We start from the raw sequence: 26,123 nt of genomic DNA, 5'->3' as shown, positions 1-26,123 counted from the left end.
CCCAGGCGCCTGCATGTCTATGCTTGCGCCGCCTACCTCCAAGGAGGTAGCGCCGAAAAACCTCTGAACCCTTTGTTTATCAGGGCCTTGCCAGTTTCCCCAGGAGCTGCGCGAGGCAACCTTGGGTGAGCAACTCTTTAGAGGTAGAGCGCCAGGGACCGGCTGCGAAACAACCTTTTGCCATCCCGGAGCGCTACATGCCCCCTTCTCACCTGCCCGCTTTCGGTGATCACCGATGATCGCCTGGTTGCGCAGTTCGCTGCCGGCCCGCGCCGGCCTGGCGGTGATCCTGATCAGCGTGCTGGCCCTGGCCAGCTCTCTGAGCGCCGGCCTGATCGCCTGGTTCAGCCAGGGCGACGCAGCGGCGATCAATACCGCAGGCTCGGTGCGCATGGAGACCTACCACCTGAGCTGGAAACTGGCCGCCGGCGCCGGGGCCGACGAGCTCGAGCGCATCAGCCAGAGCCTGCAGCAACGCCTCAACAGCCCGGCGCTCAAGACCGTGCTGGAGGACGGCAACGACCTCGACCTGCAGCTCAGCTACCGGCAGTTGCAGGACGACTGGCAGCAGATCCTGCAACCGGCGCTGCAACGCGGCGATGCCAGGCTGTTCCAGGCCAGCACCCAGTCCTTCGTCGAGCGGCTCAACCAGTTCGTCAGCCTGTTGCAGCACGAGAACGAGCACAAGCAAGGCTGGCAGCAACTGATCCAGGGCGCGGCCTTGTTCACCACCATGATCGTCCTGCTGTTCGGCCTATATGAACTGCAATCCAACGTGATCAGTCCGCTCAAGGAGCTGGTGGACGCCACCCAGCGCTTTCGCTGCGGCGATTTCCGGGCCCGGGTCAACCACCAGTCCGAGGACGAGCTGGGCCAGCTGGCCACCAGTTTCAACGCCATGGCCGAGACCATCGAGCAGTCCCATCGCACCCTGGAAACCCAGGTCCGGCAGAAGACCCTGCACCTGCAACAAGCCAACGCCGCGCTGGAGCTGCTGTACCAGAGCAGTCGCAACCTGGCCACCCGCCAAGCCAACGCCGAAGGCCTGGACGAGCTGATCCGGCGCTTCCAGGAGCGCCTGCCGGGCCTGCGCCTGTCGTTGTGCCTGCAAGGCCAGGCCCAGGCCAAGCAACTGCTGGCCCTGCATGGCAGCGACAACCGGCAGATCTGCGCCAGCAGCGACTGCGCCAGCTGCCGCCAGCGCAGCGACAGCCTGGCCTTCGACATCAGCCACCAGGGCGGTGCCTTCGGTGAACTCAAGGCGCACTTTCACAACGGCCTGGAACCCCAGCCCTGGGAAATCGAACTGATCCAGGCCCTGGCCAACCTGATCGGCACCTCACTGCAGCTCAAGCGCCAGCGCGAGCAGGATCACCGCCTGGTGCTGCTGGAGGAACGCGCGATCATCGCCCGCGAACTGCACGACTCCCTGGCCCAGGCGCTGTCCTACATGAAGCTGCAGGTCAGCCGCATGCAGACCCTGATGCGCCGGGGCGAGCCGGTGGCGACCCTGGAGAACGTCACCAGCGAGCTGCGTGAAGGCCTGAACACCGCCTACCGCCAACTGCGCGAGTTGCTGACCACCTTTCGCCTGCGGATCCAGGACGCCGGGCTGGTGCAGGAACTCAAGGACACTGCCGGTGAGTTTTCCCGCCGGGGTGAGTTCCAGGTCCACCTGCATATCGACAGCCTGGCCTTCGAGCTGTCGGCCAGCGAACAGATCCACATCCTGCAGATCACCCGCGAGGCCCTGTCCAACTGCCTGCGCCATGCCCACGCGCAAAACGCCTGGCTGCAACTGCGCCAGCACGGCGAGCGGCTTTGCCTGTCGATCGAGGACGATGGCCGCGGCTTCAGCGGGAGCCACGACCTGCGCGAGCACCACGGCCTGAACATCATGGACGAGCGGGCCCGCAGCCTGCGCGGCCAATTACAGATTTTTTCCCGGGAGCCCCAGGGCACCCTGGTCAAGATGGAGTTTCGCCCGGAATTTCTCGGGCGCCTGACAGAAGGTAAACCCTCATGAACCCCTCCCCGCGCCACCGCATCCTGCTGGTGGACGACCATCCGATGATGCGTCGCGGCATCCGCCAGATGCTCGAACTCGAAGACGACTTCATCATCGTCGGCGAAGCCAACCACGGTGCCGAGGCCCTGGCCCTGCTGGACTCGCTGCAACCGGACCTGATCCTGCTGGACAACAACATGCCGCAGATGAACGGCCTGGAAACCCTGCGCCACCTGCGCGCGCAGGATTTTGCCGGCAAGGTCCTGCTGTTCACCGTATCCGATGCCGAGGACGACATTCGCGATGCCCTGCGCCTGGACGCCGATGGCTACCTGCTCAAGGACATGGAACCGGAGCTGCTGATCCAGTACATCCGCGACGCCATGGACGGCGTCCTGGTGATCAGCCCGGGGCTGACCCGGGTCATGGCCCAGGCCCTGCGCTCGCCACCACGGCAGAACGAAGTCGAGCTCACCGAGCGCGAGCGCCAGGTCCTGCGCAGCATCGCCAGCGGCTACAGCAACAAGGTCATCGGCCACAAGCTGGGCATCACCGAGGGCACGGTCAAGGTGCATGTGAAGAACCTGCTGCACAAGCTGGGCCTGCGCTCGCGGGTCGAAGCCGCCGTGTGGGCCATGGAGCACCTGCGCCAGGTCTCCTGACTGCTCCCTTGGAGGTAGGCCGGTGGAGGCATGGGCCGCCGGCGTCCGTCGCCCTACCATGGGCGGCAGCGGAGGTACGCCATGCTCAATCACCCATCCACCGTCCTGCTGTTGCGTCGCCACTACCTGTTCGCCAAGCTGCCGGGCCAGGTCTTCGAGGACGTCTGCGCCCTGGCCACCCTCAAGCGCCTGGCCTGCCACGACATCCTGGTGCGCCAGGGCGAACCGGCCAAGCGCTTCTTCCTGCTGGTCAGCGGCCAGATCAAGCTGTACCGGCTCAACGTCGAGGGCCAGGAACACCTGGTGGAAATCATCCAGCCGGGCCAGACCTTCGCCGAGGCCTTGCAGTTCAGCCAGGCCCATAGCTTTCCGGTGAGCGCCGGTGCCCTCAAGGATTGCGTGCTGGTGAGCATCGACGGCGCGCACTATCGCCACGCCCTGCAGGACCAGCCGCAGGTGTGCCTGGCAGTCATGGCCAGCATGAGCCAGCACCTGCACCAGCGCCTGCGGGACATCGACACCCTGATCCTGCCCAATGCCAGCCGCCGGGTGATCAACTTCCTGCTCCAGGAGTGCAACCCCGGCGATGGCCGGGTCGAGTTGCAGGTTTCCAAGCGCCTGGTGGCCTCCAAGCTCGGCATCCAGCCGGAGACCTTCTCGCGGACCCTGCACCGGCTGGTGGACGAGGGCTTGATCAGCATGCAAAGGCGCAGCATCCAGATCCTCGCCCTCGACCGCCTGGCCGACTACCCCGGCTGAGCGCCGGGCCCAACGGTGCCGGCCATGCCCTGGCCGGCCCGTTCCAGGTTGCGCCACAACCACCCCGGCAACACCTGCGGGTCAAGGCTGTCGATCAGGTTCTTCAGGGTCAGGCCCAGCTCGGTATCGCCCTCGATCACCAGGCGCCGGCGGAAGAACAAGGTATCCGGGTCTTCCTGGCGGCTGGCCAGCAGCAGGAACTCGCGCCAGTTGCCGCGGATGCTGACGTCGGCCCGGGCCCGCTGGGCGATGTGCAGGCCATCGCGCTGGCGCGTCAGGTACCAGGTCAGGTCCAGGTCGCTGATGCGCAGGCACAACCAGCGCCCGCGCAACAGGTCGAACTCGCCATCGGCCAGGGGCTCGGCCAGGCAGCGATTGAGCGCCTGCTCCAGGGCCAGGCGCTGGAGGCCGAATGGCACCCGGCGCACCAGCGGCAACATCCGGTCAGCGCTCTTGAGCAGCCATTGCGTAGGTTTCAGCACAGTCCCGCCTCCTCGACCCGCAACATGCCCGCCTGGCCATGCCAGTAACCATTGCAGCCGTCCACGCACAGCGGTGGCGCCTCGCCCTGGCAGACCCGGGCGAAGGCCTCCACCACCTGGACCATGCCTTCTGCCCGGGGGCTCAGGCGCAACAGGTCGGCGCCACAGGCCACCAGCCCCGGATAATCGGCCAGCAGGTTGGTGACCTCGGCCGACATGGTCTGGATGCCATTGAGGGTGAACAGCGCCTGGCCTTCCTGGCTGCTCAGGGCCAGGCCGTCGGGGTAGTTGATGCAGCAGAACTGGCAGTCGTCCTTGGGGCGGTTTTCCGCACGGGCGGTGAAGCAACGCGCCGAGTAGGCCAGTGGCAGGTGGCCGTAGGCGAACACCTCGACCTCAGGCAAGGCCCGGCCCAGCCCGGCAACTTGCTCGAGCACGGCGCGCACCAGGGCCGCGGAGCATTCCACCGGTGGCACCCAGCGGATCATCCCGCAGTCCTGCAGCTTGGCCAGGGCATGGCCGTTGTACAGGTTCAGCGCCGGGCCGGCCACGAACGGCAGTTGGCGCTCGGCCAGGAACTGCACCGCGCCCATGTCGTTGGCCTCCACCAGGAACTGGCCGTTGTCACACAGCCGGCGCAGGCTCGACAGCTCGGAGGCGGCCTCGATCAGGGTCAGGCCCGACAGCACGATCTGCGCCGCACCGGCCTGCTGCAGCTCGCGGCCCAGGCCCAGCCACTGGTCCAGGTTGAGCACCCGGCGCTTGGAGCACACGGTTTCCCCCAGGTAGATCACATCCAGCGCCAGGCTGGCCATCTGTTCGTAGAATCGCGCCAAGCGCTCCTTGTCCCAGTAGTAGAGGACGGGTCCCAGGCTGAGCTTCATCGGTAGTCCCTCATTGCCATGAACGGTGGTAGGCGCCCAGGGTGGTCTGGCTGCCTTCGGAAAGCCCGGCCAGCACATGCCGCCACTGGTCCTTGACCGCGAAACGCTCGGGCGCCAGGCGATGGGCATCCAGCGCCGCGCGCCAGACCCGGGTGACCTGCTCGACATAGGCCGGGCTGCGCTGGCGCCCTTCGATCTTCACCGCCTGCACGCCGATCGCCGCCAACTCCGGCAGCAGGTCGAGGGTGTCGAGGCTAGTGGGCTCCTCCAGGGCATGGAAGCGCTTGCCGCCGACCATGAACCGCCCCTTGCACAGGGTCGGGTAGCCGGCCGGCTCGTCGTGCCCATAGCGGTCGATCAGCACTTCGCTCAGGCGGGCGCTCAAGCCCTCGGCATCCTCGCTCCAGCGCACCGCCTTGGCCGGCGAGCAGACCCCGCACAGGTTCGGCGACTCGCCCGTGATGTAGGACGACAGGTGGCAACGGCCCTCGGCCATGATGCACAGGCTGCCGAAGGCGAACACCTCGATGGGCACGGCGCTGTTGACCGCCACCTGGCGCACCTGGGCCAGGGACAGCACCCGGGGCAACACGGCGCGACGGATGTTGTAGTGCTGGGAGTAGAACGCCAGGGCACTGGCGTTGGTGGCCGAGCCTTGCACCGACAGGTGCAGGCTCAGGTGCGGATGGCGCTCGGTGGCATAGCCCAGGACCCCGGGATCGGCGGCGATCAAGGCATCCACGCCATGGTCGGCGGCGCGGTCCACCGCCCGTTGCCAGCGCTCCCAGCCCTGGGGTTGGGGGTAGGTGTTGACCGCCACATAGAGCTGGCGCTGGTGTTGGCGGATATGGGCGACGGCGGCGTCGAACTGCTTGTCGTCCATGTTCAGCCCAGCGAAGCTGCGGGCATTGGTGTCATCGCGAAAACCGACGTAGACCGCGTCAGCGCCTTGGCGCACCGCGGCCTTGAGGGCAGGCAGGTTGCCTGCCGGGCAGACCAGTTGCATGGGCATTCCTCTTCAAAGAACCTGCTCCACCCACCTTTCGTGCAGACCGCCAGCAGGCCCGGAGCACTGGAAAAAAAGCGCTGCCAGTCTAGCCAGCGCACCCGCCAGGACCTTGACGATAATCAAGAGCGCTCACTGCATCAGCTCGGCGAACGAGAGGAATTGCACCGGGTCGTCCTGGCGCAGTTGTTGCTGGCACTCCACCAGCGCCAGGCCATCGGCCCAGCAGGCGGCGCTGAGCATCGCCGAACTCTGCTGGGGATGCAGTTGCACGCGGCACTGGCCGTTATCCCCCGGCACCAGCCGGGCGCGCAGGTACTGGCGCCGGCGATTGGCTTGCGGCCAGTCGAAGCCGGCCGGCAACGCCACCGGTTGCGGCACGACATCGCGCAGGCCCTGGCTGCGCAGCAGGAACGGACGCAACACCACCAGCGCGGTGATCAACGCCGCCGCCGGATTACCCGGCAGGCCGAGCCAGGGCTTGTCCGCCACGGTGCCAAAGGCCAGGGGCTTGCCCGGCTGGATGGCCAGGCGCCAGAAGTCCACCTGGCCCAGTTCGCGGATCGCCTGCTTGAGGTGATCCTCCTCGCCCACCGAGACCCCACCGGAGCTGAGCAACAGGTCGCATTCCTGGGCAGCCAGGTGCAGGGTCTGCTTGCTGGCCTGCAGTTCATCGGCCATCGCGCCGTAGTCGTGGACCTCGACGCCCCACCCCTGCAGCAGCGCCGACAGGCAATAGCGGTTGCTGTTGTAGATCTGCCCCGGCGCCAGGGGCTGGCCGGGTTCGCGCAGCTCGTCGCCACTGCTCAGCAGGCCGACCCGCAGCGGCCGGTAGACCTCGACCCAACTGACCCCGCAAGCCGCCAGCAGGCCCAGCTCCTGGGCCCGCAGACGCTTGCCGGCGGGCAACAGCAGATGCCCTTCACGGACCTCTTCGCCGGCCTTGCGCACGTGCTGGCCAACGCTGACCGCCGGCAACCACAGTTGCTGGCCTTCGACCCGGCACAGCTCCTGGGGCACCACCGTATCGGCGCCCGGTGGCAGCGGCGCGCCGGTGAAGATCCGCACCGCTTGCCCCGCCAGCAACGCCGTGGTCGCCGCCTGGCCCGCAGCGACCCGCCCGGCCAGGACCAGGCAGCCACCCGCGGCCGGCAGGTCGGCAGCGCGCAAGGCATAGCCGTCCATGGCGCTGTTGTCCCAGCCCGGCAAGGCACGGGGGGCATGGACATCGGTTCCGATGACCCGGCCCAGGGCCTGTTCCAGGGCCAGGCAATGCAGTTGCGGCGGGCGTGGCGCGCGTTCGAGCAAATGGCCGATGGCCAGGTCCACCGGCAGCAGCGTGCCGCTGTCGCAAGGCCCGACGCTCATGGTCGTACCTCGCAAGCGGCGATGGCCGCGCCGGGTTGCGGCTTCAGATGCGGGGCGAAGTTGCACGGGCCGGTGCGGCTGTCCAGCTGGTTGTGCAGGATCTGCGTCCAGGCGGTGCGGCAGGCCCCGGGCGAGCCCGGTACGCAGCACACCAGTACGCCATTGCTCATCCCGGCCAGGGCGCGGGATTGCAGGGTCGACATACCGATCTCCGCCAGGGAGACCTGGCGGAACACTTCGCCGAAACCTTCCACGTGCTTGTCCAGTAGCGGTAGCACCGCCTGGGGCGTGTTGTCCCGGGCAGTGAAGCCGGTGCCGCCGGTGGTCAGCACCACCTGCACCGCAGGGTCGGCGATCCAGCGCGAGAGCGTGGCGCGGATCTGGTAGATATCGTCCCGGACCAGCTCGCGGTCCACCAGCGCATGGCCGGCGGCCTGCAACAGGTCCACCAGGGTCTGTCCGGAGCTGTCGGTCTCGAAGGTGCGGGTATCGCTGATGGTCAGCACAGCGATGTTCAAGGGTACAAAAGTGCGTTGCGACAAATGGGCCATGGCCTGGGTGTCCTGTAGCTGGGGAATCGGCTTTGGGCCCAAGCCTGGACCCAAAGCCCCGGCGGGCCCATCCCTCCTTGGAGGTACCTCCGGGGGTGCGGCTCAGGGCGCCAGGCGCTGGCGCCGCCACTGGCCGCCCTGGCGCCGATAGTCGAGACGGTCGTGCAGGCGGTCGGCCCGCCCTTGCCAGAACTCCAGGCGCTCGGGTTGCAGGCAATAGCCACCCCAGTGCGCAGGCCGGTGCAGGGGTTTTTCAACGAAGCGGCGGATGGTCTGGGCCAGCAGCGCCTGCAGTTCATCGCGATCGGCCAGCGGCCGGCTCTGGGGCGAGGCCCAGGCGCCTAGGCGGCTGGCCAGGGGCCGGGAATCGAAATAGGCGTCGGACAGCTCATCCGCCAGGCGTACCACCGGGCCCTCGATCCGCACCTGGCGCTCCAGGGCCGGCCAGAAGAAGGTCATGGCGGCCTGGGGGTTGGCCGCCAGCTCCAGGCCCTTGGCACTCTGGTAATTGCCGAAGAAGGTGAACCCCTCAGCGCTCACCCCCTTGAGCAGTAACACCCGGCCATGGGGCCGGCCCTGGCTGTCCACGGTGGCCAGGTGCATGCTGTTGGCCTCCACGGGGGCGCTCTCGGTTTCCCGCGCCTGCTCCAGCCACTGGCCGAACAGCAGCAGCGGATCGTCCGGCGCCTGCTCTTCGTGCAGGCCACCTAGGGTGTAGTTACGGCGCATCTGGGCAAGGGACAGCGGCATGGCGGTGATCTCCTGGTAAGTGCTGCGCAGTCTGTAAGCAGCGCCACTTACGCACCTTGACCGCCATCAACGCCGCTGGCGCTACTTGAGCCGCAAGCGCCTGGCCAGCTTGTGCAGGTTGCTCGGGTCCACCGCCAGCAGCCGCGCCGCAGCGGCCCAGTTATCCCCGCTCAGGCGCAAGGCCTGGACGATGCACTGGCGCTGGCAGGCATCCACCGCATCCCCCAGGGAGGTCAAAGGCAAGCCCGGATCCGCCGGCTGCTCGGGCACCGGTGGCGCTGCCGGGGTGCTGTCCAGGTCCAGGGCCTCGGGCTCCAGGGTGATGATCAGGCTGCGGCTGCCGTCGCGGCTGAGCTGCTTGAGCGCAGCCCGGCCGATCACGTGTTCCAACTCGCGCACGTTGCCCGGCCAGCGGTAGCCCAGCAGCGCCCGCTCGGCCGCCGCCGACAGGCGCAGCCCGCGCAAGCCCAGGCGGGTGCGGTTGAGTTCGAGAAAGTGCCCGGCGATCAGCAGGACATCCTGGCCACGCTCACGCAGCGGCGGGATCGGTACCGGGTACACCGACAAGCGGTGATAGAGGTCGGCGCGAAACAGGCCATCGCGGATGCTGTCGGGCAGGTGTCGGTTGGTGGCGGCGATGATGCGCACATTGACGTGCAGCGGCTTGTCCGCCCCCAGCCGCTGGATCTCGCCGTTCTGCAAGGTACGCAGCAGCTTGGCCTGGACGCTCAGGGGCAGCTCGCCCACTTCGTCGAGGAACAGCGTGCCGCCGTTGGCCGCGTCGAAGCGCCCGGCGCGATCGCTGGTGGCACCGGAGAACGCCCCTTTGACATGGCCGAACAGCTCGCTCTCGGCCAGGGATTCAGGCAGGGCCGCGCAGTTGACCTGCACCAGAGGCTTGTGGCTGCGCCGCGACAGGCGATGCAGGCGCCGGGCGAACAGCTCCTTGCCGACCCCGGTCTCGCCCAACAGCAACACCGGCAGCTCGGAGTCGGCCAGCACGTCCAGTTCGTTGAGCAACTGGTGCAACACATCGCTCTGGCCGAGGATCTCGCCCTCCTCCAGGGGCCGCCGCACATCCACAGGTTCGCTGCGGGACAAGCGCAGGCTGCGGTTCTCCTGCTCCAGGCGGGTGACGCGCACGGCCGCCTCGATCTGCAAGGTGCAGCGCTTGAGCTCGTCCCGGGCGTCATCGTCAAAGGTGCCGGCCTGCAAGGCATCGAGGGTGATCGCGCCCCAGATCCGGCCTTCGATGTACAGGCTCACGCCCATGCAGTCGTGCACGGCCAAGGGTTCGCTGACGGCAGTATCGAGCAGGCCGTCGTAAGGGTCCGGCAAGCGGCTGTCGGGCTCGAACCAGGTCGGCTCGCGCGAGGCCATGATCGCCGCCAGCCGCGGGTGCTGGGCAATCACGAAGCGCCGCCCGAGGGCCTCGTGCACCAGGCCGACGGTGGCCAGCGGCCGCAGGCTGTCGTCCTCCAGGCGCAACAGGCCGACCGCACCGCAACGAAAGTATTCGCGCAGGGTCTGCACCAGTCGTTGCAACCGCACGGCATTGGGCAACTCGACGATCAGGTCGGCGGCCAGGCTTTCTCGCAACATGGTGGTCCTCACCCTCTATGGTCATATCTACCCAGGGAAATCGCGGTGGATTTCACCATAGTCCAGGAAACGGCCATTGATTCCGGGCAATCAAAGCTGGCATGGGCGATGCAATCACCAGGCAAGACCCACCCCCCCCAGGAATCCCCTGATGAACCAGACACTGTCCCAAAACGAACTTATCGAGCACATCCTGTCGCGTTTTCACGACCGCCACCGCGAGCAACTGCCGGAACTGATCCGCCTGGCCCGCCGGGTGGAACAGGTGCATGCCGGCGACAGCCACTGCCCCGAAGGCCTGGCCGATCACTTGCAGGACATGCAACAGGAACTGGAAAGCCACATGCTCAAGGAGGAACAGGTGCTGTTCCCGATGCTGCAACGGGGCATGGGCCGCCAGGCCGGCGCGCCGATCCACGTGATGCGCCTGGAGCACGACCAGCACGGCGAAGCCCTGGAACGGTTGATGCAACTGACGGGGCAGATCACCACCCCAGAGGCCGCCTGCAACACCTGGCGCACCCTGTACAGCGGCCTGCAGGAGTTTCGCGACGACCTGCTGGAGCACATCCAGCTGGAAAACGACGTGCTGTTCACCCAGGCCCTGCAATAACCCGCCCCTCTCCCGGACCGGCCCGTTCCCTGGTGGAAACGAGCCGGTCCGCGCCGGTCAATGCCAATAGAACATGGCCTTGGCCAGGATCACGATCAACACCATGTGCCCAAGGATGCTGCGGCGGATGCCCAGCGCCCGGCCCTCGCTCAGGCGTCCGCTAAGTAGCCAGAACGCCAGCAGGAGATAGTGGCCAATGATGCTCAGGGCCAGGACGATCTTCAGCCCCAGCAAGCTGGCGAAGGTGCTGCCCAGCGGGTGCGCCAGGGCCAGGCGATGGTGCCAGGCCAGGCCGATTCCAGCGCCATAGAGCAACACCACCACGCCATGCAGGACCTTGCGCGAGCGCACCGACAGCGCCTGGTCGACCCCGGCCAGGGCCGCGGCCGGCACCTGGCGGCGTACCGCCGGCCAGATGAGCAGCTCGAAGAACAGCGTGCCGATGAACGCGATGGCCGCCAACAGGTGGATCAGCAACAGATAGGGATAGAACATCCTGGACTCTCCTGAACCTTAACCTGGGTGGCCGTCGACCCGTGGCTGCAGCAGCATCGGCCCGTAGCGCCAGGCATACAGGGCGAAGGCCAGGGCCCAGCACGCGCCCGCCAGCCACAACCCGGCCTGGGGCAGCCAGGGCACCAGCAGCACCCGGCAGACACCCGCCAGGTTGATCAGGATAAAGGCCTGGGTCATCCCCGCCGGTGGCTGCAACGGCCGCCCGGTATGCCCGAGACTGACCCGCGCGATCATCGCCAGGATCAACCCGGCCATGGCGCCGATGGTCAGGCAGTGCACCGCCAGGCTCGGGTTCAGCGCCACCCCGCCATGCCACAGGGCCATGCCCAGGCAGGCCAGCGCCAGCCAGGCATAGGCCAGGTGCAGCGACCACAGCAGCGGTACCTGCCACAGGCCGCGATCATGCCAGCGCCACAGGCGTACCAGGTGCCCGAGCGCCAGGAAGGCGAACAACAGGCCCAGCCAGGGGCTCGGGGCCAGGGCCAGCCCAGCGGCATACAGCAGCGCCACCAGGGCCGAACCGCCCAGCAACAGCCAGTCCAGCCAGGGCCAGGGCGCCACCGCCTCGGCCCGCCCCAGCCCGCGCTGGGTGAAGAACGGAATCACCCGGCCACCGATCAGGCCCATGATCGCCGCCACCAGCCAGATACCGGCCAGCACCGCCTGGCGCTGCCAACCCTCATCGCCACGCACCAGGCCGCACACCGCCAGGCCATCCACCGCCGTCAGCAACAACAGGACCAGCACCAGCGGATAGTTGCGCTGCTGGCGTACCCGCCACAGGGTCCGCGCCATGACCAGCGCCACCAGCAATGGAAAACCCAGCTCCAGCAGCGCCAGCAGCGACCAGGGCAGGTTCGCCAGCCAGGCCATCCGCGCCGCCAGCCACAACAGCGCCAGGCCCGCCAGCGGCTTGCCGGACAGGCCCGGCTGGCCGGTCCAGGTCTGCACCGCGGTGAGCAGGAACCCGGCGATGATCGCCAGGCCGAAACCGAATACCAGCTCGTGGCGGTGCCAGGCCAGCCAGCCGCCCGCGGGCTGCCAACTGCCCAACACGCCCTGCAGCGCCGCCAGCCACAGCGGTATCGCCAGCAGCGCGAGGACGCAGCCGGCGAGGAACATCGGACGGAACGCCAGGCGCAACAACGGCGCTACGGCCAGGGCCTTACGGCGATCAAGTACTTGCATCAAGCCACTCCTTACCTTGTTGCCGGTGCTATCCACGGCGAAGCGAATCCCGGCGTCACCTTCTGCCATTCGGCGCCTGTCGCCGCTGCGCCACATCAACGAAGCAGTCGATGGGCTGGTCGACGACAACCGCAACCTGGCTGTCCAGACGGGTAGTGCAAGGGTCGTGCCCTGTGCCCGGGCGCGGCTGGCCGGCACCCTGGCGCCCATCACAGGGTAAAAACAACCCGATCATGGTCATTAGAACCCTGATCGTCAGGGTCATTTAAACCCTGCCGTCATTCAGGCCCAGGATTTGCGGGCGCCCGGGCCTGGTCCGGGTCTTGCTCGGCAAAGCTGTCCCGCGTTCCTGGAGTTCCCATGAAAAACATCGTCCAGCCCCTGGCTTGGTTCTGCATCCTCAGCGCCCTGGTGGCGGCCGCCAGCGGTATTTCCCTGAGCCTGGTCTGAACCCGTTCCCTACCCTTTCCTACACGAGGATCAATAGCCATGGTGCTTCACCGAGTCCACCACCAGATCTTGCGCAGCCATCACCTGTTCGAGCCCTTGAACGACGAGCAGCTTGACGAGCTGATGGCCACCAGCCAACTGCTCAGCGTCGACAAGGGCGAGCCGCTGTTCCACCAGGGCGAAGTGGCCGATGCGTTCTATTTCGTCATTGCAGGGGCGGTGAAGATCTACCGCCTGACCCCGGACGGCCAGGAGAAGGTCTTCGAGGTGATTGGCCCGCGCCAGACCTTCGCCGAAGCGATGATGCTGATGGACACCCCCAACTACGTGGCCTCGGCCGAGGCCGTCGGCCCCGCGCAGCTGTACCGGCTGTCCAATGCCACCTATATCCGCCTGCTGCAAAGCAACAGCCGGCTGACCTTCGCCCTGCTGGGCAAGCTCTGCGTACGCCTGCACCAGCGGGTCAACGAGATCGAGACGCTGTCGCTGAAAAACGCCACCCACCGGGTGGTGCGCTACCTGCTCACCCAGCTGATGCAGGCCCAGCCCGTGGAGCGCCAGTTCGAGCTGCCGATGGCCAAGCAACTGATCGCCGGGCACCTGGCGATCCAGCCCGAGACCTTCTCGCGGATCATCCGGCGCCTGATCGACGACAAGATCATCAGCCAGGACGGCCGGCGCATCGTCATTCTCGACCGGCCACGGCTGGAGCAATTCGAATGAGCCTCCAGGTGCAATGCCTGTACTGCCAGCAGGACAATCCGCCCGGGGCCGACCACTGCCAGCACTGCGGCATGCCGCTGCCGGCCAGGGCGGCCCAGGCCGGGGCACGCCGGCAGAAGCGCTTCATGGGGTTCTGTATCGCCCTGACGCTGTTCTGCCTGGCGATGGTGCTGTGGTTGCCGCGCTAGGCATCGCCCTCGACCCGGCCTCAGGGCTGGGTCAATTGGCGGTACAGCTGCGGCAGGCGCAGGGGTAGCTGCTCGGGCTGGTGGATCAGGCTGTAGCCGTGGCTGCCGAACATGTACGGCAGATAGGCCCCGGCCTCGCGATCGATGGTGATGCAGAACGGCGTGAGCCCCTGGCGCCGGGCTTCGCGCAGCGCCTCACGGGTGTCTTCGACGCCATAGCGCCCTTCGTACAGATCCAGGTCGTTGGGCTTGCCATCGGTGAGCAGCAACAGCAGCTTGCGCTGGTGCTTGCGCCCTTGCAGCAGGCGCGTGGCCTGGCGGATCGCCGCGCCCATGCGGGTGTAGTAGCCGGGCCTGAGGCTCTGGATCTTGCCCCGGATACGGTCGTCGTAGGCCTGGTCGAAACCCTTGAGTTCCTGCAGTCGTACCTGCTGGCGGCGCAGCGAGGAAAAACCGTACAAGGCGAAATCGTCGCCGAGCAGCGACAGGGTCTCGCCGAACAGCAACAGGCTGTCGCGGATCACCTCGATCACCCGGTGCTGGTCGTTCAGGTGCGCATCGGTGGACATCGACACATCCGCCAGCAGCAGGCACGCCAGGTCGCGCTGGGTCTGGCGCCGCTCCAGGAACAAACCGCGCGCGGCGCTGCGCCCGTGCTGGCGCTCGACGTGGAAGTCCAGCCAGGCTTGCAGGTCCAGCTCGCTGCCCTGGGGTTGCTGGCGCAGCCATTGGCGACGGTCGCGCAACTGCTCGAACTGGCGGCGCAAGCGCCGGGCCGGGGCCTGCAGATGGCCCGGCAGCGCTTGCGGTTGGCAATCCCGTGGCTCGAACAGCTGCAGATTGACGAAGTCCTCCCGCAACCGGCCCTGGCGATAGTCCCACTCCGGCAGCTTGATGCCCTCGCCCAGGGGCAGGTCGTCGATGTCCGCCGGTGGCAGGTCCAGGTGCAACTTGAGGCCGCCGCCCTTGCGGATCCGCGTGCGCGACAGGGTCAGGTGGTCGAGGTCCTCGGCGACCCGGGCGGCGTCGGGGTCCTGGCTGTCATCCTCCCAGCGGTCGAGCTCGACGTGTTCGGTCCAACTGAACAGGTTCTCCAGGCGCACGATCAGCAGGCCGCCCTTGGCCGGCGCGTCATCGATGCGCGTGGCCCGCTTGCGCCCGCCCTGCTGCTCACCGGCACTGACCGGCAGTGGGCTGTCGTCCTGCTCGAAGTCCGCCGCCTGCGGGCTGCAAAGGTGCAGCGGCGGATACAGCCATAGGGGCAGCGGCCAGGCGGCCCGTTCGCTATGGGGAAACTCACGGACACTGCCCGGCTCGCGCAGGGCCCGGCACAGGGCGCGCTCCAGGGCTGCCTCGTCCGGTCGCAGCGTGGCCGGGTCGGGGCGCAACTGCAGGTGCGCCTCCACCAGGCGCCGGTAGCGCCCGACCAGCCCCGGATAGGCCTGCAGCAATGCCTGGGTCCAGCGCTGGTTGTCTCGCCCCCAGTGGCGCATGGGGCCGGCCTGGGCCGCCAGCAACACCAGCCAGCGGTAGAGTTCCGCATTCAGTTGGGGATCGGGAAACACCGCCAGGCTGGCCGGCAAGCGCAGGTGTTGTTCATCGCAACAGGCCAGGGGCGCTTGCCGGCACGTCCCGGCGATCTGCTGCAGCAGGCTGCGGCGCAGCAACAGGTCGCGCTCGCTGGCCGCCTCGAGGTTCTTGCCGGGCGCACCGCCCATGGCCCGATAGAGCACGGCCAGGGCCCGCTGCCGGGACGCCAGCTCGACCCGTGCCTCGGGAAAATCGCTACTGGCCCGGCGAGTGATGAAGCGATGCCAGACGCTGCCGACCCATTCTTCCAGTTCAACCGTGAAGGCCATTGCGGCACCTCCTCTGAACGCCAGGAAGCGGCCCGCCGTACTGGCCGGGCCGCGTTTTTTTTCAAGCGCCAGCCAGCCTCAGGACGCGACCACCGGGGCCGGTGCGGCCAGGGCGGCGCGACCCCGCTGGCGAAAGCTCAGCAGGTAGCAGATCAGTCCGGCCATGAAGCCCACGCCACTGGCCAGGCGCGCCCAGAACAGGCCACGCAGGTGCTCGGTGGTGGACATGAACGGCAAGGCGCTGCCGTCTTCGGCCCAGCGTTGCAGCAGCACCTGGACCACGCCGGCGGCGGTGAGCAGCAAGGTGATCATCACCATCGACAGGGTCATCAGCCAGAAGCCCCAGATTTCCAGGGTCTGCGCACGCTCGTCAGGCGCCTCGCCCAGACCGCGCAAACGCGGCATGGCGTAGCTGATCAGGGTCATGACGATCATCGCGTAGGCCCCGTAGAACGACAGGTGACCGTGGGCCGCAGTCAGTTGCGTGCCGTGGGTGTAGTAGTTGACCGGCGCCAGGGTGTGCAGGAAGCCCCAGACCCCGGCACCGAAGAACGCGGTGACCGTAGTGCCCTTGGCCCACAGCGTGGCGGCGCGGTTGGGGTGTTGGCGCCGACGGTTGCGCACCATGGTGAAGGCGAACATCACCATGGCCAGGAACGGCAGCGGTTCCAGGGCCGAGAAGATCGAGCCGACCCACAACCAGACCTCGGGCGCGCCGATCCAGAAGAAGTGGTGGCCGGTGCCGATGATGCCGCTGATCAGCGCCATGGCGATGATCACGTACAGCCACTTCTCCACCACCTCGCGGTCGACGCCGGTGATCTTGATCAGCACGAAGGCCAGCATCGACCCCATGATCAATTCCCACACACCTTCCACCCAGAGGTGCACCACCCACCACCAGTAGAACTTGTCACGGGCCAGGTTGCCGGGGTTGTAGAAGGAGAACAGGAAGAACACCGCCAGGCCGATCAGGCCGGTCATCATCACCATGCTGACGGTGGTCTTGCGACCCTTGAGCAGGGTCATGCCGATGTTGTAGAGGAAACCCAGGCACACCAGCACGATGCCCAGCTTGGTGATGGTCGGCTGCTCCAGGAACTCCCGGCCCATGGTCGGCAGCAGTTCGTTGTGGGTCAGCCGGGCCAGGCCCGCATAGGGCACCAGCAGGTAGCCGAGGATGGTCAGCACCCCGGCCACGGCGAACACCCAGAACAGCACGATCGCCAGTTTCGGACTGTGCAGTTCACGGTCGGCCTCTTCCGGCACCAGGTAGTAGGCCGCGCCCATGAAGCCGAACAGCAGCCAGACGATCAGCAGGTTGGTGTGGACCATGCGCGCCACGTTGAACGGGATGGTGGGGAACAGGAAGTCGCCGACCACGTATTGCAGGCCCATGATCAGGCCGAACAGCACCTGGCCGAGGAACAGCATCAGGGCGAATACGAAGTAGGGTTTGGCCACGGCCTGCGAGGCGAATTTCAGATGTGGATTGGCAATGCTCATCACTCAGCCCTCCTTGTTGGGCGGCCAGCCGTTGGTGTCGATGTTCGAGCTCCACTTGAGGAATTCGGCGATATCGTCGACCTCTTGCTCGCTCAGGTGGAACTGCGGCATGGCGCGGCGCCCGGGCACGCCCAAAGGCTGCATCTTCATCCAGGCCTGCATGAAGGGCTTGAACCCCTCCTCGCCGCCACGGCGCTTGTAGACGTTGCCCAGCTCCGGCGCGAAGTACGCGCCCTCGCCCAGCAGCGTGTGGCAGCCGACGCAGTTGTTCTGCTCCCAAACCGTCTTGCCGCGCACCACTGCCTCGGTCAGCTGCGCCTGATTGCTACGTTTGGGAAAGGTCTGCTCGGTGTGATAGGTCAAGGCCAGGAATATCAGGAAGAAGAACACGCTTCCCCCGAAATAGATGTTCCTGGCCATGCCCTTGGTGAAGGTCTCTGACATGGTCGCGTCCTCTTTGCTTGGCGTGGCCATGATAGAAAGCGCGAGGTCCGAAACCGCTTGATGGCAATCAAGAAAGGCTGATTGTTTTACTCAGGCTTTGCCCGGCAGGTGCGACACCAGGCCCACCAGGGCCAGCACCACCAGGGCCCAGGCCAGCAGAGGCAAGCGCCAGCGCCAGGGGCTGTGGCGCAACTCCATGAAACCCTCGGTGATCAGCCAGGCCTTGGCCACCGCCAGGGCCATGACCCACCCGCCCTGGCCCAGCAGCACGGTGCCCAGGCTGAGCACGGCCAGGGCCAGCCCGCACAGCAGCAGGATGCGTGAAGCCGTCATGGGGATCTCCTCAATCCAGGATGTAGACCAGCGGGAACAGCACCACCCACACCAGGTCCACCATGTGCCAATACAGCACCCCGGATTCGAAGCCGCTGCCGGCTAGCGGGGCCCGGGTCCAGGCGCGGTACGCCAGCCAGGCGAGGATCGCCATGCCCGGCAGCACATGCAGGAAGTGAAAGCCGGTGAGCAGCCAGTACAGGGTGAAGAAGGTGTCGTGCTCCAACCCCAGGCCCAGGCCCGCCAAGTGCCGGTACTCGCCGAGCTTGAGCCAAAGGTAGACGCCAGCCACGCAGCAGGCCAGGCCCAGCAGGCAGGCCGCCCGCCGAGGCCGCAGCTCGCGCAGTTGCTCCAGGGCCAGCGCCGCCAGCAGCCCGGCCCCCAGCAGGCTCAGGGTCATGGCCAGGCCGGTGGAGGTATCGAGCAAGGCGCGGCCGCTGGCGAACAGTGGCGGCTTGAGTTGCGCAGTCACGGCGAACGCCAGGATCAGCAAGGCGAACACCGACAGCTCGACCAGGATGAACAGCCACATCGCCAGGTCCCCCGGCAAGCGGCGTGCCCTCGGTTCAGGGGAAGTGCACATCGACCACGTCCATCAGCGCCGCCACGGTCACCGGGTCGTCGCTCAGTGGCTCGGCCAGGCAGGCCAGGCACGCCTGGCGCGGGTCCATGCCGGCGCCGATCAGGCGCGCGGTGAAGATCAGCAAGCGGGTCGAGGCCACCTCCTCCAGGTCGTGCTGGTCGAGCCGGCGCAGGGCCTGTCCGAGCTTGACCACCTGGCTGGCCAGGGCCGCATCGACCCCGGCCTCGCGGCGGACGATGCGTTCCTCCTGCGCGGCGTCCGGGTAACCCAGGCGCATGGCCACGAAGCGCTGGCGGGTGCTGGGCTTCATGCCCTTGAGCAGGTTCTGGTAGCCGGGGTTATAGGACACCACCAGCATGAACGACGGCGGCGCCTTGAGCACTTCGCCGGTGCGTTCCAAAAACAGCTCGCGGCGATCGTCGGCCAAAGGGTGCAGCACCACCACGGTGTCCTGGCGTGCCTCCACCACTTCGTCGAGGTAGCAGATGCCGCCCTCGCGCACCGCCCGGGTCAGCGGGCCGTCCTGCCACCAGGTGCCCTGGGCACCGATCAGGTGCCGGCCCACCAGGTCGGCGGCGCTCAGGTCGTCGTGGCAGGCCACGGTGTGCAGCGGCAGCTGCAAGCGCTGGGCCATGTGCTGGACGAAGCGCGTCTTGCCACAGCCGGTGGGGCCCTTGATCAGCACCGGCAGGCCGTGGCGCCAGGCTTGCTCGAACAGGGCCGGTTCATTGCCCTGGGCCTGGTAGAAGGGTTCGCAGCGGGGTTCAGAGAGGTCCATGGGATACCTGGATGACGACGGGTTCGCGATCACGCTAAGAGCCCCTGCGACAACCTGGCAAGCGTCGTGGCGCGCAAACTTGATCGCGATCAAGCGAGTCGGGCCCTGCTCCGGCATAGCCTTGGCGACACCAAGAACCTGCGCTCTGTCCTGGCCCCCAGCACATCGCAAAGGTCACGCCTGAGGAGAGAAGGATGCTGATCAGTAATCGAAAAACCTTTGCCCTGTCCGTCGCCAGCCTGTGTTCGGCCCTGGCGCTGACCCTTCCCGCCAACGCCGCCGAGCCCAAGGGCCCGGGGGCAGCGCAACCGGCCATGGTCACCAGCGCCGGGGCGCCGGACATGAGCCAGGCCGACTTCGACGCCGCCAAGGAGATCTACTTCCAGCGCTGCGCCGGTTGCCACGGCGTACTGCGCAAGGGTGCCACCGGCAAGCCCCTGACGCCGGACATCACCCAGGCCCGAGGCCAGGCCTACCTCGAAGCGCTGATCACCTACGGCTCGCCGGCGGGCATGCCCAACTGGGGCACCTCCAACGCCCTGACCAAGGCGCAGATCACCACCATGGCCAACTTCATCCAGCACACCCCGCCCACCCCGCCGGAATGGGGCATGGCCGAGACCCGCAACACCTGGAAGCTGCTGGTCAAGCCCGAGGATCGCCCGACCCGGCAGATGAACACCCTCAACCTGCAGAACCTGTTCTCGGTGACCCTGCGCGACGACGGCAAGATCGCCCTGGTGGACGGCGACAGCAAGCAGATCGTCAAGCTCATCGAAACCGGCTATGCCGTGCACATTTCGCGGATCTCGGCCTCCGGACGCTACTTGCTGGTGATCGGCCGCGATGCGCGCATCGACATGATCGACCTGTGGCCCAAGGAGCCGACCAAGGTCGCGGAGATCAAGGTGGGCATCGAGGCACGCTCGGTGGAGACCTCCAAGTTCAAGGGCTACGAGGACAAGTACGCCATCGCCGGCTCCTATTGGCCACCGCAGTTCACCATCATGGATGGCCAGACCCTGGAGCCCAAGCAGATCGTCTCGACCCGGGGCATGACCGTCGACAAGCAGGAATACCACCCCGAGCCACGGGTGGCGGCGATCATCGCCTCCCACGAATGGCCGGAGTTCATCGTCAACGTCAAGGAAACCGGCAAGGTCATGCTGGTCAACTACGAGGACATCAAGAACCTCACCATCACCAGCATCGATGCCGCGCCGTTCCTGCATGACGGCGGCTGGGACAGCAGCCACCGCTACTTCATGACGGCGGCCAACAACTCCAACAAGGTGGCGGTGATCGACTCCAAGGAGCGTCGCCTGACCGCCCTGGTGGACGTGGGCAAGACCCCGCACCCGGGCCGTGGCGCCAACTTCGACCATCCGCAGTTCGGCCCGGTGTGGGCCACCAGCCACCTGGGCGATGCCGGCATCTCGATGATCGGCACCGACCCGGCCAAGCACCCGCAATACGCCTGGAAACAGGTGGGCTCGCTCAAGGGCCAGGGCGGCGGCTCGCTGTTCATCAAGACCCACCCCGCGTCCCGCCACCTGTATGTGGACACCACCCTCAACCCCGACGCCAAGCTCAGCCAGTCGGTGGCGGTGTTCGACATCGACAAGCTCGACGCCGGCTACAAGGTGCTGCCGATCGCCGAATACTCCGGCATCAAGCAAGGCGCCCTGCGGGTAGTGCAGCCTGAATACAACAAGGCCGGCGACGAGGTCTGGTTCTCGGTGTGGAACGGCCAGACCGAGGAGTCGGCGCTGGTGGTGATCGACGACAAGACCCTGGCCGTCAAGCAGGTGATCAAGGACCAGCGGCTGATCACCCCCACCGGCAAGTTCAATGTCTACAACACCCAGAACGACATTTATTGAGTTTTATCAACGCAAGGAATCGCCATGAAAAATACTCTGCTTTCACTCTTCGTCCTGAGCGCTGCGTTGAACCTGCAAACCGCCTTGGCCGACGACGGCCTGGCCCTGTTCCAGAGCAAGTCCTGCGTGGCGTGCCATAGCGTGGACAGCAAGCTGGTGGGGCCTGCGCTCAAGGAGGTAGCGGCCAAGAATGCCGGGGTCGCCGGTGCGGCCCAGACCCTGGCCGGGCATATCAAGAACGGCACCCAGGGCAACTGGGGACCGATCCCGATGCCGGCCAACGCGGTCAGCGAAGAAGAAGCGGCGCAGCTGGCCAAGTGGGTCCTGAGCCTGAAATGAAACCAACCAGGAGGGCGTCATGAACAGCTACCCCCGCGCAGTGATCCTGGCGACCCTCCTGCTTTGCCCTCCTCTTCACGCCGCGCCTGACGCCCAGCGCCAGGCGCAGCTGCAACACCTGCTGGAACAGGACTGCGGCGCCTGCCATGGCCTGCACCTGACCGGCGGCCTGGGCCCGGAACTGACCCCCGCCGCCCTGGCCGGCAAACCCCGCGACGGCCTGGTCGCCACCGTGCGCCTGGGTCGCCCCGGCACCGCCATGCCGCCCTGGGAGCCGCTACTGAGCGCCGAGGACATCGGCTGGCTGGTCGATCATCTCTTGCAAGGAACCTCTCAACCATGATCCGTCCCCTGATGCTCGGCGCGGCGTGCGCCCTGCTGTTGTCCGCCTGTGCCCAGGCCCCGCTGCGTGGCAGTGGCGACCTGGGCCTGGTGGTGGAGCGCGCCACCGGCAGCGTGCAGATCGTCGAGAGCAGCCAGGGCCGGGCCCTGGCCCGTATCGAAGGGCTGGGCGACCTGTCCCATGCCTCGGCGGTGTTTTCCCGCGACCAGCGCTACGCCTATGTGTTCGGCCGCGACGGCGGCCTGACCCAGGTCGACCTGCTCGAACAGCGCATCGCCCGGCGGGTGATCCAGGGCGGCAACAGCATCGGCGGCGCCATCAGCCAGGACGGGCGCCTGATCGCGGTATCCAACTATGTGCCGGGTGGGGTCAAGGTGTTCGACGCCGCCACCCTGGAGCTTGTGGCCGATATCCCCGCCACCCTGCTGGCCGACGGCAAGAAACGCTCGCGAGTGGTGGGCCTGGTGGATGCCCCGGGCCAGCGTTTCGTGTTCAGCCTGTTCGACACCGGCGAGATCTGGAGCGCCGACTTCAGCCAGGGCAACACGCCACGCATCACGCGCTACACAGGCATCGGCCAGCAGCCCTACGATGCGCTGATCACCACTGACGGCCGCTATTACATGGCCGGCCTGTTCGGTGAGGACGGCATGGCCCAACTCGACCTCTGGCACCCGGAACGCGGGGTCAAGCGAGTGCTTGGCGACTATGGCCGTGGCCAGGAAAAACTGCCGGTGTACAAGATGCCCCACCTGGAAGGCTGGGCCGTAGCGGGCGACCAGGCGTTCGTTCCCGCCGTGGGCCGCCACCAGGTACTGGTGATGGATGCGCGCAGTTGGCAACAGAGCGCCGCCATCGCCGTGGCCGGCCAGCCGGTGTTCGTTACCGCGCGCCCCGATGGCCGCCAGCTGTGGGTCAACTTCGCCTACCCGGACAACGACCGGGTGCAGGTGATCGACAGCCAGAGCCACCAGATCGTCGCCGACCTGCGGCCTGGGCCCGGGGTGCTGCATATGGAGTTCACCGCCCGTGGCGACCAGTTATGGCTATCGGTGCGCGATGGCGACCAGTTGCAAATCTGGGACCCCTATCGCCTCAAGCTGCGGCACAGCCTGCCGGCCGCCGCGCCCAGCGGGATTTTCTTCAGCAGCCGCGCCCAGCAGATGGGGTACTGACATGCCCCTCGACCCCCTGGAAAAACGCCTGATCGAACGCTTCCAGCACGGCATGCCGGTGTGCGCCGAGCCGTACCTGGAAATGGCCCAGGCCCTGGATTGCAGCCAGGAGCAGGTGATCGCCTGCCTGCAGCGGATGGCCGAGCACGGGCGCCTGTCGCGCATCGGCCCGGTGTTCGAGCACCGCCGCGCCGGGGCCAGCACCCTGGCCGCCCTGGCGGTGCCCCAGGAGCGCCTGCAGCAAGTGGCCGAGCGCATCAACCACTACCCCGAGGTCAATCACAACTACGCCCGCGAGCACCACTACAACCTGTGGTTCGTGCTCACCGGGCCGGACCGGGCGCACCTGCAGAACGTCCTCACCGAATTGCAGGCCGACACCGGACTGGTCCCCCTGGACTTGCCGATGCTCACGGCCTATCGCATCGACCTGGGTTTCGCCCTGGGAGACGCCCCATGAACGCCGCCCTCGATGCCAGCCAGGCCCTGGCCCTGCGCCGCCTGCTGGAGACCGGCCTGCCGTTGGAGGCCCGCCCCTACCAAGCCCTAGCCCGGCAGATCGGCGCCGAAGAGCGCCAGGTGCTGGCCCAGGTCGAACAATGGCAGCACCAGGGGCTGTTTCGCCGCCTGGGCCTGGTGCTCAACCACCGCGCCCTGGGTTTCACCGCCAACGCCATGCTGGTGCTGGACATTCCTGACGCGCTGATCGATGAAGTCGGCCAGCGCCTGAGCGGCGAGTCGGCGGTGAGCCTGTGCTACCAGCGGCCGCGGCGCCTGCCGCAATGGCGCTACAACCTGTTCTGCATGATCCACGGCCGCCAGCGCCAACGGGTCGAGGCACAGATCCACGACCTGCTGCAGCGCCATTTACTCAGCGACCTGCCCCACCAGGTGCTGTTCAGCACCCAGGCCTTCAAGCAGTGCGGCGGGCGCTTCGCCCCGGGGGCGGTGAGCCATGGATGAACTGGATCGGCGCCTGGTCAACCGCCTGCAACTGGGCCTGCCGCTGGTGCCCGAGCCCTGGCAGGTATTGGCCCGGGAGCTGGGCAGCGACAGCCAGGTCCTGCGCCAGCGCGTGCAGTGCCTGCTGGACGACGGCACCCTGACCCGCTTCGGCCCGATGTTCGATATCGAGCGCCTGGGCGGTGCCTTCACCCTGGCGGCGCTGCGCGTGCCCGAGGACCGCTTCGAGGCGGTCGCGGCGCTGTTGGAGGCCATGCCCGAGGTGGCCCACAATTACCGTCGCGAACATGCCTGGAACATGTGGTTCGTGCTCGGTTGCGCCAGCGAGCGCGAGCTGCGCCAGACCCTGCGGCGCATCGAGCAGGACAGCGGCCTTGCCGTGCTCAACCTGCCCAAGGAGGAGACCTACCATGTCGGCCTGTACTTCCCGGTCTGAACGCGCGCTGGAGCTGCGCCTGGTGGCCCTGACCCAGGCCGGCCTGCCCCTGGTGGACGATCCCTGGGGCTGGCTGGCCGAGCAGTTGCAACTGAGCCGCGACGCAACCCTGGAGCTGCTCCAGCGCCTGCAGGCCGAGGGCGCCATCCGCCGCATCGCCGCGGTGCCCAACCACTATCGCCTGGGTTATCGCTTCAACGGCATGACCGTCTGGGACGTCGACGACGAGCACATGCCGCGCCTGGGCCAACTGATCGGCGCCCAGCCCTTCGTCAGCCATTGCTACCGGCGTCCGCGCCGTGAGCAGTGGCGCTACAACCTGTTCGCCATGGTCCACGGCCGCAGCGCCATGGAGATCGACAGCTATCGCGAGCACCTGCGTTATCTGCTGGGAGAGGCCTGTCGGGCCGACGAGATGCTGGTCAGCAGCCGCATCCTGAAGAAGACCGGCCTGCGTCTGCACGCCCAGCAGCACTGAGACAAGGAGAGTTGCATGTTGAGGATCAGCCATTACCTGCGCGTCCTGGCGGGCCAGGCGCCGCCCCCCCGCACCAGCGCACCGGGCAGCAGCCGCCCGCCGGTGGTGATCTGGAACCTGCTGCGCCGGTGCAACCTGACCTGCAAGCACTGCTACGCCACCTCGGCCGACAGCGTGTTCCGCGACGAGCTCGACACCCCGGCAGCCTTGCAGGTGATCGACGATTTGGCCGAGGCCGGGGTCAAGGTGCTGATTCTCTCCGGCGGCGAACCGCTGCTGCGCGACGATCTGTTCCAGCTCAGCGCCCACGCCCGGGCCCATGGCATGTTCGTCGCGCTGTCGAGCAACGGCACGCTGATCGACGAGAGCAATATCGAGCAAGTGAGCGCCGCCGATTTCGACTATGTGGGCATCAGCATCGACGGCCTGCAGGACACCCACGACAGCTTTCGCCAGCTCAAGGGCAGCTTCGCCCGCTCGCTCAAGGCCATGCGCCTGTGTCGCGAGCGAGGCATCCGCGTGGGCATGCGCACCACCCTGACCCGCGACAACTACCCGCAACTGCCCGAGCTGCTGGCCCTGATGCGCGACCTGGACGTACAGAAGTTCTACCTCTCGCACCTCAACTACAGTGGCCGGGGCAAGCGCAGCCGAGGCCTCGATGCCCACCTGCAGATGAGCCGCGAAGCCATGGCAATGCTGTTCGACCGGGCCTGGGAGGACATCGTCCAGGGCCGTGACAGCGACTTCGTCAGCGGCAACAACGACGCCGACGCCATCCTCCTGCTGCACTGGACCCGGCACCACCTTCCCGGGCAGTACCCACAGCTGGAACAGATGCTCCGGGCCTGGGGCGGCAATGCCTCGGGCAGCGGCATCGCCAACATCGACAACACCGGCGAAGTGCACCCCGACACCTACTGGTGGCAACACTCGGTGGGCAACGTACGGCGCACGCCATTTCGCACCCTGTGGCTGGAGCAACCCGACGCCCTGCTGCGCCAGTTGCGCCAGCATCCACGTGCCGTCACCGGGCGTTGCGCCAGCTGCCGCTGGCTTCAGATCTGCAACGGCAATACCCGTACCCGCGCCTGGGCCGCTGGCGACCTCTGGGGCCAGGACCCGGGCTGCCACCTGAGCGATGAAGAAATCGGCCTGCCCCCGCTCGCCCGCATTCCCTGCGTCACCTGTTGAGAACCTGGCCCGGCAAGCGTCGATACAGGCGCAGCTGGCCACCCTGATGATGGATCAAG

Annotated in this window: 29 protein-coding genes and 1 pseudogene; 15 read left to right on the top strand and 15 right to left on the bottom strand. The window is 67.2% G+C overall.

Annotation, left to right across the window (positions count from 1 at the left end; genetic code table 11):
* The first annotated feature begins 235 nt into the window (after window positions 1–235).
* The 3 genes from C4K39_RS14240 to C4K39_RS14230 all read left to right on the top strand — a co-directional run bounded on the left by C4K39_RS14240 (window position 236) and on the right by C4K39_RS14230 (window position 3,429).
* On the top strand, window positions 236–2,026 hold the full coding sequence (locus C4K39_RS14240) for a HAMP domain-containing protein (RefSeq protein ID WP_124346735.1): 1,791 nt from the start codon (window positions 236–238) through the stop codon (window positions 2,024–2,026).
* Window positions 2,023–2,670: a two-component system response regulator NarL gene (gene narL / locus C4K39_RS14235; protein WP_124346734.1), complete on the top strand. Its 648-nt coding sequence runs from the start codon at window positions 2,023–2,025 to the stop codon at window positions 2,668–2,670. Before C4K39_RS14240 ends, narL begins: the two co-directional genes overlap by 4 nt.
* An 81-nt stretch (window positions 2,671–2,751) precedes the next feature.
* Window positions 2,752–3,429, top strand: coding sequence for a Crp/Fnr family transcriptional regulator (locus C4K39_RS14230; RefSeq protein ID WP_124346733.1), 678 nt, complete (start codon window positions 2,752–2,754; stop codon window positions 3,427–3,429).
* Here C4K39_RS14230 and ubiT read toward each other — a convergent pair.
* The 7 genes from ubiT to norR all read right to left on the bottom strand — a co-directional run bounded on the left by ubiT (window position 3,417) and on the right by norR (window position 10,072).
* The gene (ubiT, locus tag C4K39_RS14225) at window positions 3,417–3,869 is read right to left on the bottom strand and encodes a ubiquinone anaerobic biosynthesis accessory factor UbiT (RefSeq protein ID WP_437179386.1); all 453 of its coding nucleotides are present in this window, start codon (window positions 3,867–3,869) and stop codon (window positions 3,417–3,419) included. The genes C4K39_RS14230 and ubiT overlap by 13 nt on opposite strands.
* Before the next feature lie 35 nt (window positions 3,870–3,904).
* Window positions 3,905–4,795 (bottom strand): U32 family peptidase, encoded by an 891-nt coding sequence (locus tag C4K39_RS14220; protein WP_068583282.1) that lies wholly within the window; start codon window positions 4,793–4,795, stop codon window positions 3,905–3,907.
* Between the two features lie 10 nt (window positions 4,796–4,805).
* On the bottom strand, window positions 4,806–5,801 hold the full coding sequence (gene ubiU / locus C4K39_RS14215) for a ubiquinone anaerobic biosynthesis protein UbiU (RefSeq protein ID WP_068583279.1): 996 nt from the start codon (window positions 5,799–5,801) through the stop codon (window positions 4,806–4,808).
* A gap of 132 nt (window positions 5,802–5,933) precedes the next feature.
* Complete coding sequence (locus C4K39_RS14210; RefSeq protein ID WP_124346731.1) at window positions 5,934–7,169, bottom strand: molybdopterin molybdotransferase MoeA; 1,236 nt, start codon at window positions 7,167–7,169, stop codon at window positions 5,934–5,936.
* The gene (gene moaB / locus C4K39_RS14205) at window positions 7,166–7,720 is read right to left on the bottom strand and encodes a molybdenum cofactor biosynthesis protein B (RefSeq protein WP_068583454.1); all 555 of its coding nucleotides are present in this window, start codon (window positions 7,718–7,720) and stop codon (window positions 7,166–7,168) included. The genes C4K39_RS14210 and moaB overlap by 4 nt, the downstream gene beginning before the upstream one ends.
* Before the next feature lie 102 nt (window positions 7,721–7,822).
* A complete protein-coding gene (gene pdxH, locus C4K39_RS14200; RefSeq protein ID WP_124346730.1) occupies window positions 7,823–8,470 on the bottom strand; it encodes a pyridoxamine 5'-phosphate oxidase in 648 nt (215 codons plus the stop codon).
* Between the two features lie 81 nt (window positions 8,471–8,551).
* Window positions 8,552–10,072, bottom strand: coding sequence for a nitric oxide reductase transcriptional regulator NorR (gene norR / locus C4K39_RS14195; protein ID WP_068588582.1), 1,521 nt, complete (start codon window positions 10,070–10,072; stop codon window positions 8,552–8,554).
* A gap of 178 nt (window positions 10,073–10,250) precedes the next feature.
* Between norR and C4K39_RS14190 the strand changes: the two are divergent.
* Window positions 10,251–10,685, top strand: a pseudogene (locus C4K39_RS14190) (hemerythrin domain-containing protein); the annotation flags it as partial.
* A gap of 57 nt (window positions 10,686–10,742) precedes the next feature.
* Here the strand turns inward: C4K39_RS14190 and C4K39_RS14185 are convergent.
* A complete protein-coding gene (locus tag C4K39_RS14185) occupies window positions 10,743–11,180 on the bottom strand; it encodes a hypothetical protein (RefSeq protein ID WP_068588493.1) in 438 nt (145 codons plus the stop codon).
* 18 nt (window positions 11,181–11,198) lie between these two features.
* Window positions 11,199–12,389, bottom strand: coding sequence for an NnrS family protein (locus tag C4K39_RS14180; RefSeq protein ID WP_124346729.1), 1,191 nt, complete (start codon window positions 12,387–12,389; stop codon window positions 11,199–11,201).
* Between the two features lie 489 nt (window positions 12,390–12,878).
* Between C4K39_RS14180 and C4K39_RS14175 the strand changes: the two genes are divergently transcribed.
* Both C4K39_RS14175 and C4K39_RS14170 read left to right on the top strand, forming a co-directional pair.
* On the top strand, window positions 12,879–13,562 hold the full coding sequence (locus C4K39_RS14175; protein WP_068588483.1) for a Crp/Fnr family transcriptional regulator: 684 nt from the start codon (window positions 12,879–12,881) through the stop codon (window positions 13,560–13,562).
* Window positions 13,559–13,750, top strand: coding sequence for a hypothetical protein (locus C4K39_RS14170; RefSeq protein ID WP_068588480.1), 192 nt, complete (start codon window positions 13,559–13,561; stop codon window positions 13,748–13,750). Before C4K39_RS14175 ends, C4K39_RS14170 begins: the two co-directional genes overlap by 4 nt.
* Window positions 13,751–13,770: 20 nt before the next feature.
* Here the strand turns inward: C4K39_RS14170 and C4K39_RS14165 are convergent, their stop codons facing one another.
* The 6 genes from C4K39_RS14165 to C4K39_RS14140 all read right to left on the bottom strand — a co-directional run bounded on the left by C4K39_RS14165 (window position 13,771) and on the right by C4K39_RS14140 (window position 19,253).
* On the bottom strand, window positions 13,771–15,609 hold the full coding sequence (locus C4K39_RS14165; protein ID WP_124346728.1) for a nitric oxide reductase activation protein NorD: 1,839 nt from the start codon (window positions 15,607–15,609) through the stop codon (window positions 13,771–13,773).
* Between the two features lie 78 nt (window positions 15,610–15,687).
* The gene (locus C4K39_RS14160; RefSeq protein ID WP_053129261.1) at window positions 15,688–17,115 is read right to left on the bottom strand and encodes a cbb3-type cytochrome c oxidase subunit I; all 1,428 of its coding nucleotides are present in this window, start codon (window positions 17,113–17,115) and stop codon (window positions 15,688–15,690) included.
* A 3-nt stretch (window positions 17,116–17,118) separates the two neighbouring features.
* Window positions 17,119–17,559, bottom strand: coding sequence for a c-type cytochrome (locus C4K39_RS14155; RefSeq protein WP_053129258.1), 441 nt, complete (start codon window positions 17,557–17,559; stop codon window positions 17,119–17,121).
* Window positions 17,560–17,649: 90 nt separating this feature from the next.
* The gene (locus C4K39_RS14150) at window positions 17,650–17,892 is read right to left on the bottom strand and encodes a cytochrome C oxidase subunit IV family protein (RefSeq protein WP_124346727.1); all 243 of its coding nucleotides are present in this window, start codon (window positions 17,890–17,892) and stop codon (window positions 17,650–17,652) included.
* 10 nt (window positions 17,893–17,902) lie between these two features.
* Window positions 17,903–18,475 (bottom strand): cytochrome c oxidase subunit 3, encoded by a 573-nt coding sequence (locus C4K39_RS14145; RefSeq protein ID WP_124346726.1) that lies wholly within the window; start codon window positions 18,473–18,475, stop codon window positions 17,903–17,905.
* A complete protein-coding gene (locus C4K39_RS14140; protein WP_068588473.1) occupies window positions 18,459–19,253 on the bottom strand; it encodes a CbbQ/NirQ/NorQ/GpvN family protein in 795 nt (264 codons plus the stop codon). Before C4K39_RS14140 ends, C4K39_RS14145 begins: the two co-directional genes overlap by 17 nt.
* Before the next feature lie 194 nt (window positions 19,254–19,447).
* On the opposite strand from C4K39_RS14140, the gene C4K39_RS14135 reads away from it, so the two are divergent.
* The 9 genes from C4K39_RS14135 to nirJ are packed head-to-tail and all read left to right on the top strand — an operon-like array spanning window position 19,448 to window position 26,064.
* On the top strand, window positions 19,448–21,136 hold the full coding sequence (locus tag C4K39_RS14135; RefSeq protein WP_068588469.1) for a cytochrome D1 domain-containing protein: 1,689 nt from the start codon (window positions 19,448–19,450) through the stop codon (window positions 21,134–21,136).
* 24 nt (window positions 21,137–21,160) lie between these two features.
* Window positions 21,161–21,475 carry a c-type cytochrome gene (locus C4K39_RS14130; protein ID WP_068588466.1) on the top strand — a complete coding sequence of 105 codons (315 nt, stop codon included), beginning with the start codon at window positions 21,161–21,163 and terminating at the stop codon, window positions 21,473–21,475.
* Window positions 21,476–21,494: 19 nt separating this feature from the next.
* The gene (locus C4K39_RS14125; protein WP_068588463.1) at window positions 21,495–21,818 is read left to right on the top strand and encodes a c-type cytochrome; all 324 of its coding nucleotides are present in this window, start codon (window positions 21,495–21,497) and stop codon (window positions 21,816–21,818) included.
* Complete coding sequence (locus C4K39_RS14120) at window positions 21,815–22,993, top strand: cytochrome D1 domain-containing protein (protein ID WP_068588460.1); 1,179 nt, start codon at window positions 21,815–21,817, stop codon at window positions 22,991–22,993. The genes C4K39_RS14125 and C4K39_RS14120 overlap by 4 nt, the downstream gene beginning before the upstream one ends.
* A 1-nt stretch (window position 22,994) precedes the next feature.
* Window positions 22,995–23,453 (top strand): Lrp/AsnC family transcriptional regulator, encoded by a 459-nt coding sequence (locus C4K39_RS14115; RefSeq protein WP_124346725.1) that lies wholly within the window; start codon window positions 22,995–22,997, stop codon window positions 23,451–23,453.
* Window positions 23,450–23,956: a siroheme decarboxylase subunit beta gene (gene ahbB / locus C4K39_RS14110; protein ID WP_068588454.1), complete on the top strand. Its 507-nt coding sequence runs from the start codon at window positions 23,450–23,452 to the stop codon at window positions 23,954–23,956. Before C4K39_RS14115 ends, ahbB (C4K39_RS14110) begins: the two co-directional genes overlap by 4 nt.
* Window positions 23,949–24,392: an Lrp/AsnC family transcriptional regulator gene (locus C4K39_RS14105; RefSeq protein ID WP_068588451.1), complete on the top strand. Its 444-nt coding sequence runs from the start codon at window positions 23,949–23,951 to the stop codon at window positions 24,390–24,392. Before ahbB (C4K39_RS14110) ends, C4K39_RS14105 begins: the two co-directional genes overlap by 8 nt.
* A complete protein-coding gene (gene ahbB, locus C4K39_RS14100; RefSeq protein WP_124346724.1) occupies window positions 24,367–24,870 on the top strand; it encodes a siroheme decarboxylase subunit beta in 504 nt (167 codons plus the stop codon). Before C4K39_RS14105 ends, ahbB (C4K39_RS14100) begins: the two co-directional genes overlap by 26 nt.
* Window positions 24,871–24,885: 15 nt before the next feature.
* Complete coding sequence (gene nirJ / locus C4K39_RS14095) at window positions 24,886–26,064, top strand: heme d1 biosynthesis radical SAM protein NirJ (protein ID WP_068588446.1); 1,179 nt, start codon at window positions 24,886–24,888, stop codon at window positions 26,062–26,064.
* Window positions 26,065–26,123 lie beyond the last annotated feature (59 nt).

This window comes from Pseudomonas sessilinigenes, from assembly GCF_003850565.1.
GTDB classification, from domain to species: Bacteria; Pseudomonadota; Gammaproteobacteria; order Pseudomonadales; family Pseudomonadaceae; genus Aquipseudomonas; species Aquipseudomonas sessilinigenes.
The sequence above is the reverse complement of the archived record's forward strand: the minus strand, read 5'-3'. Positions and strand labels throughout refer to the sequence as shown.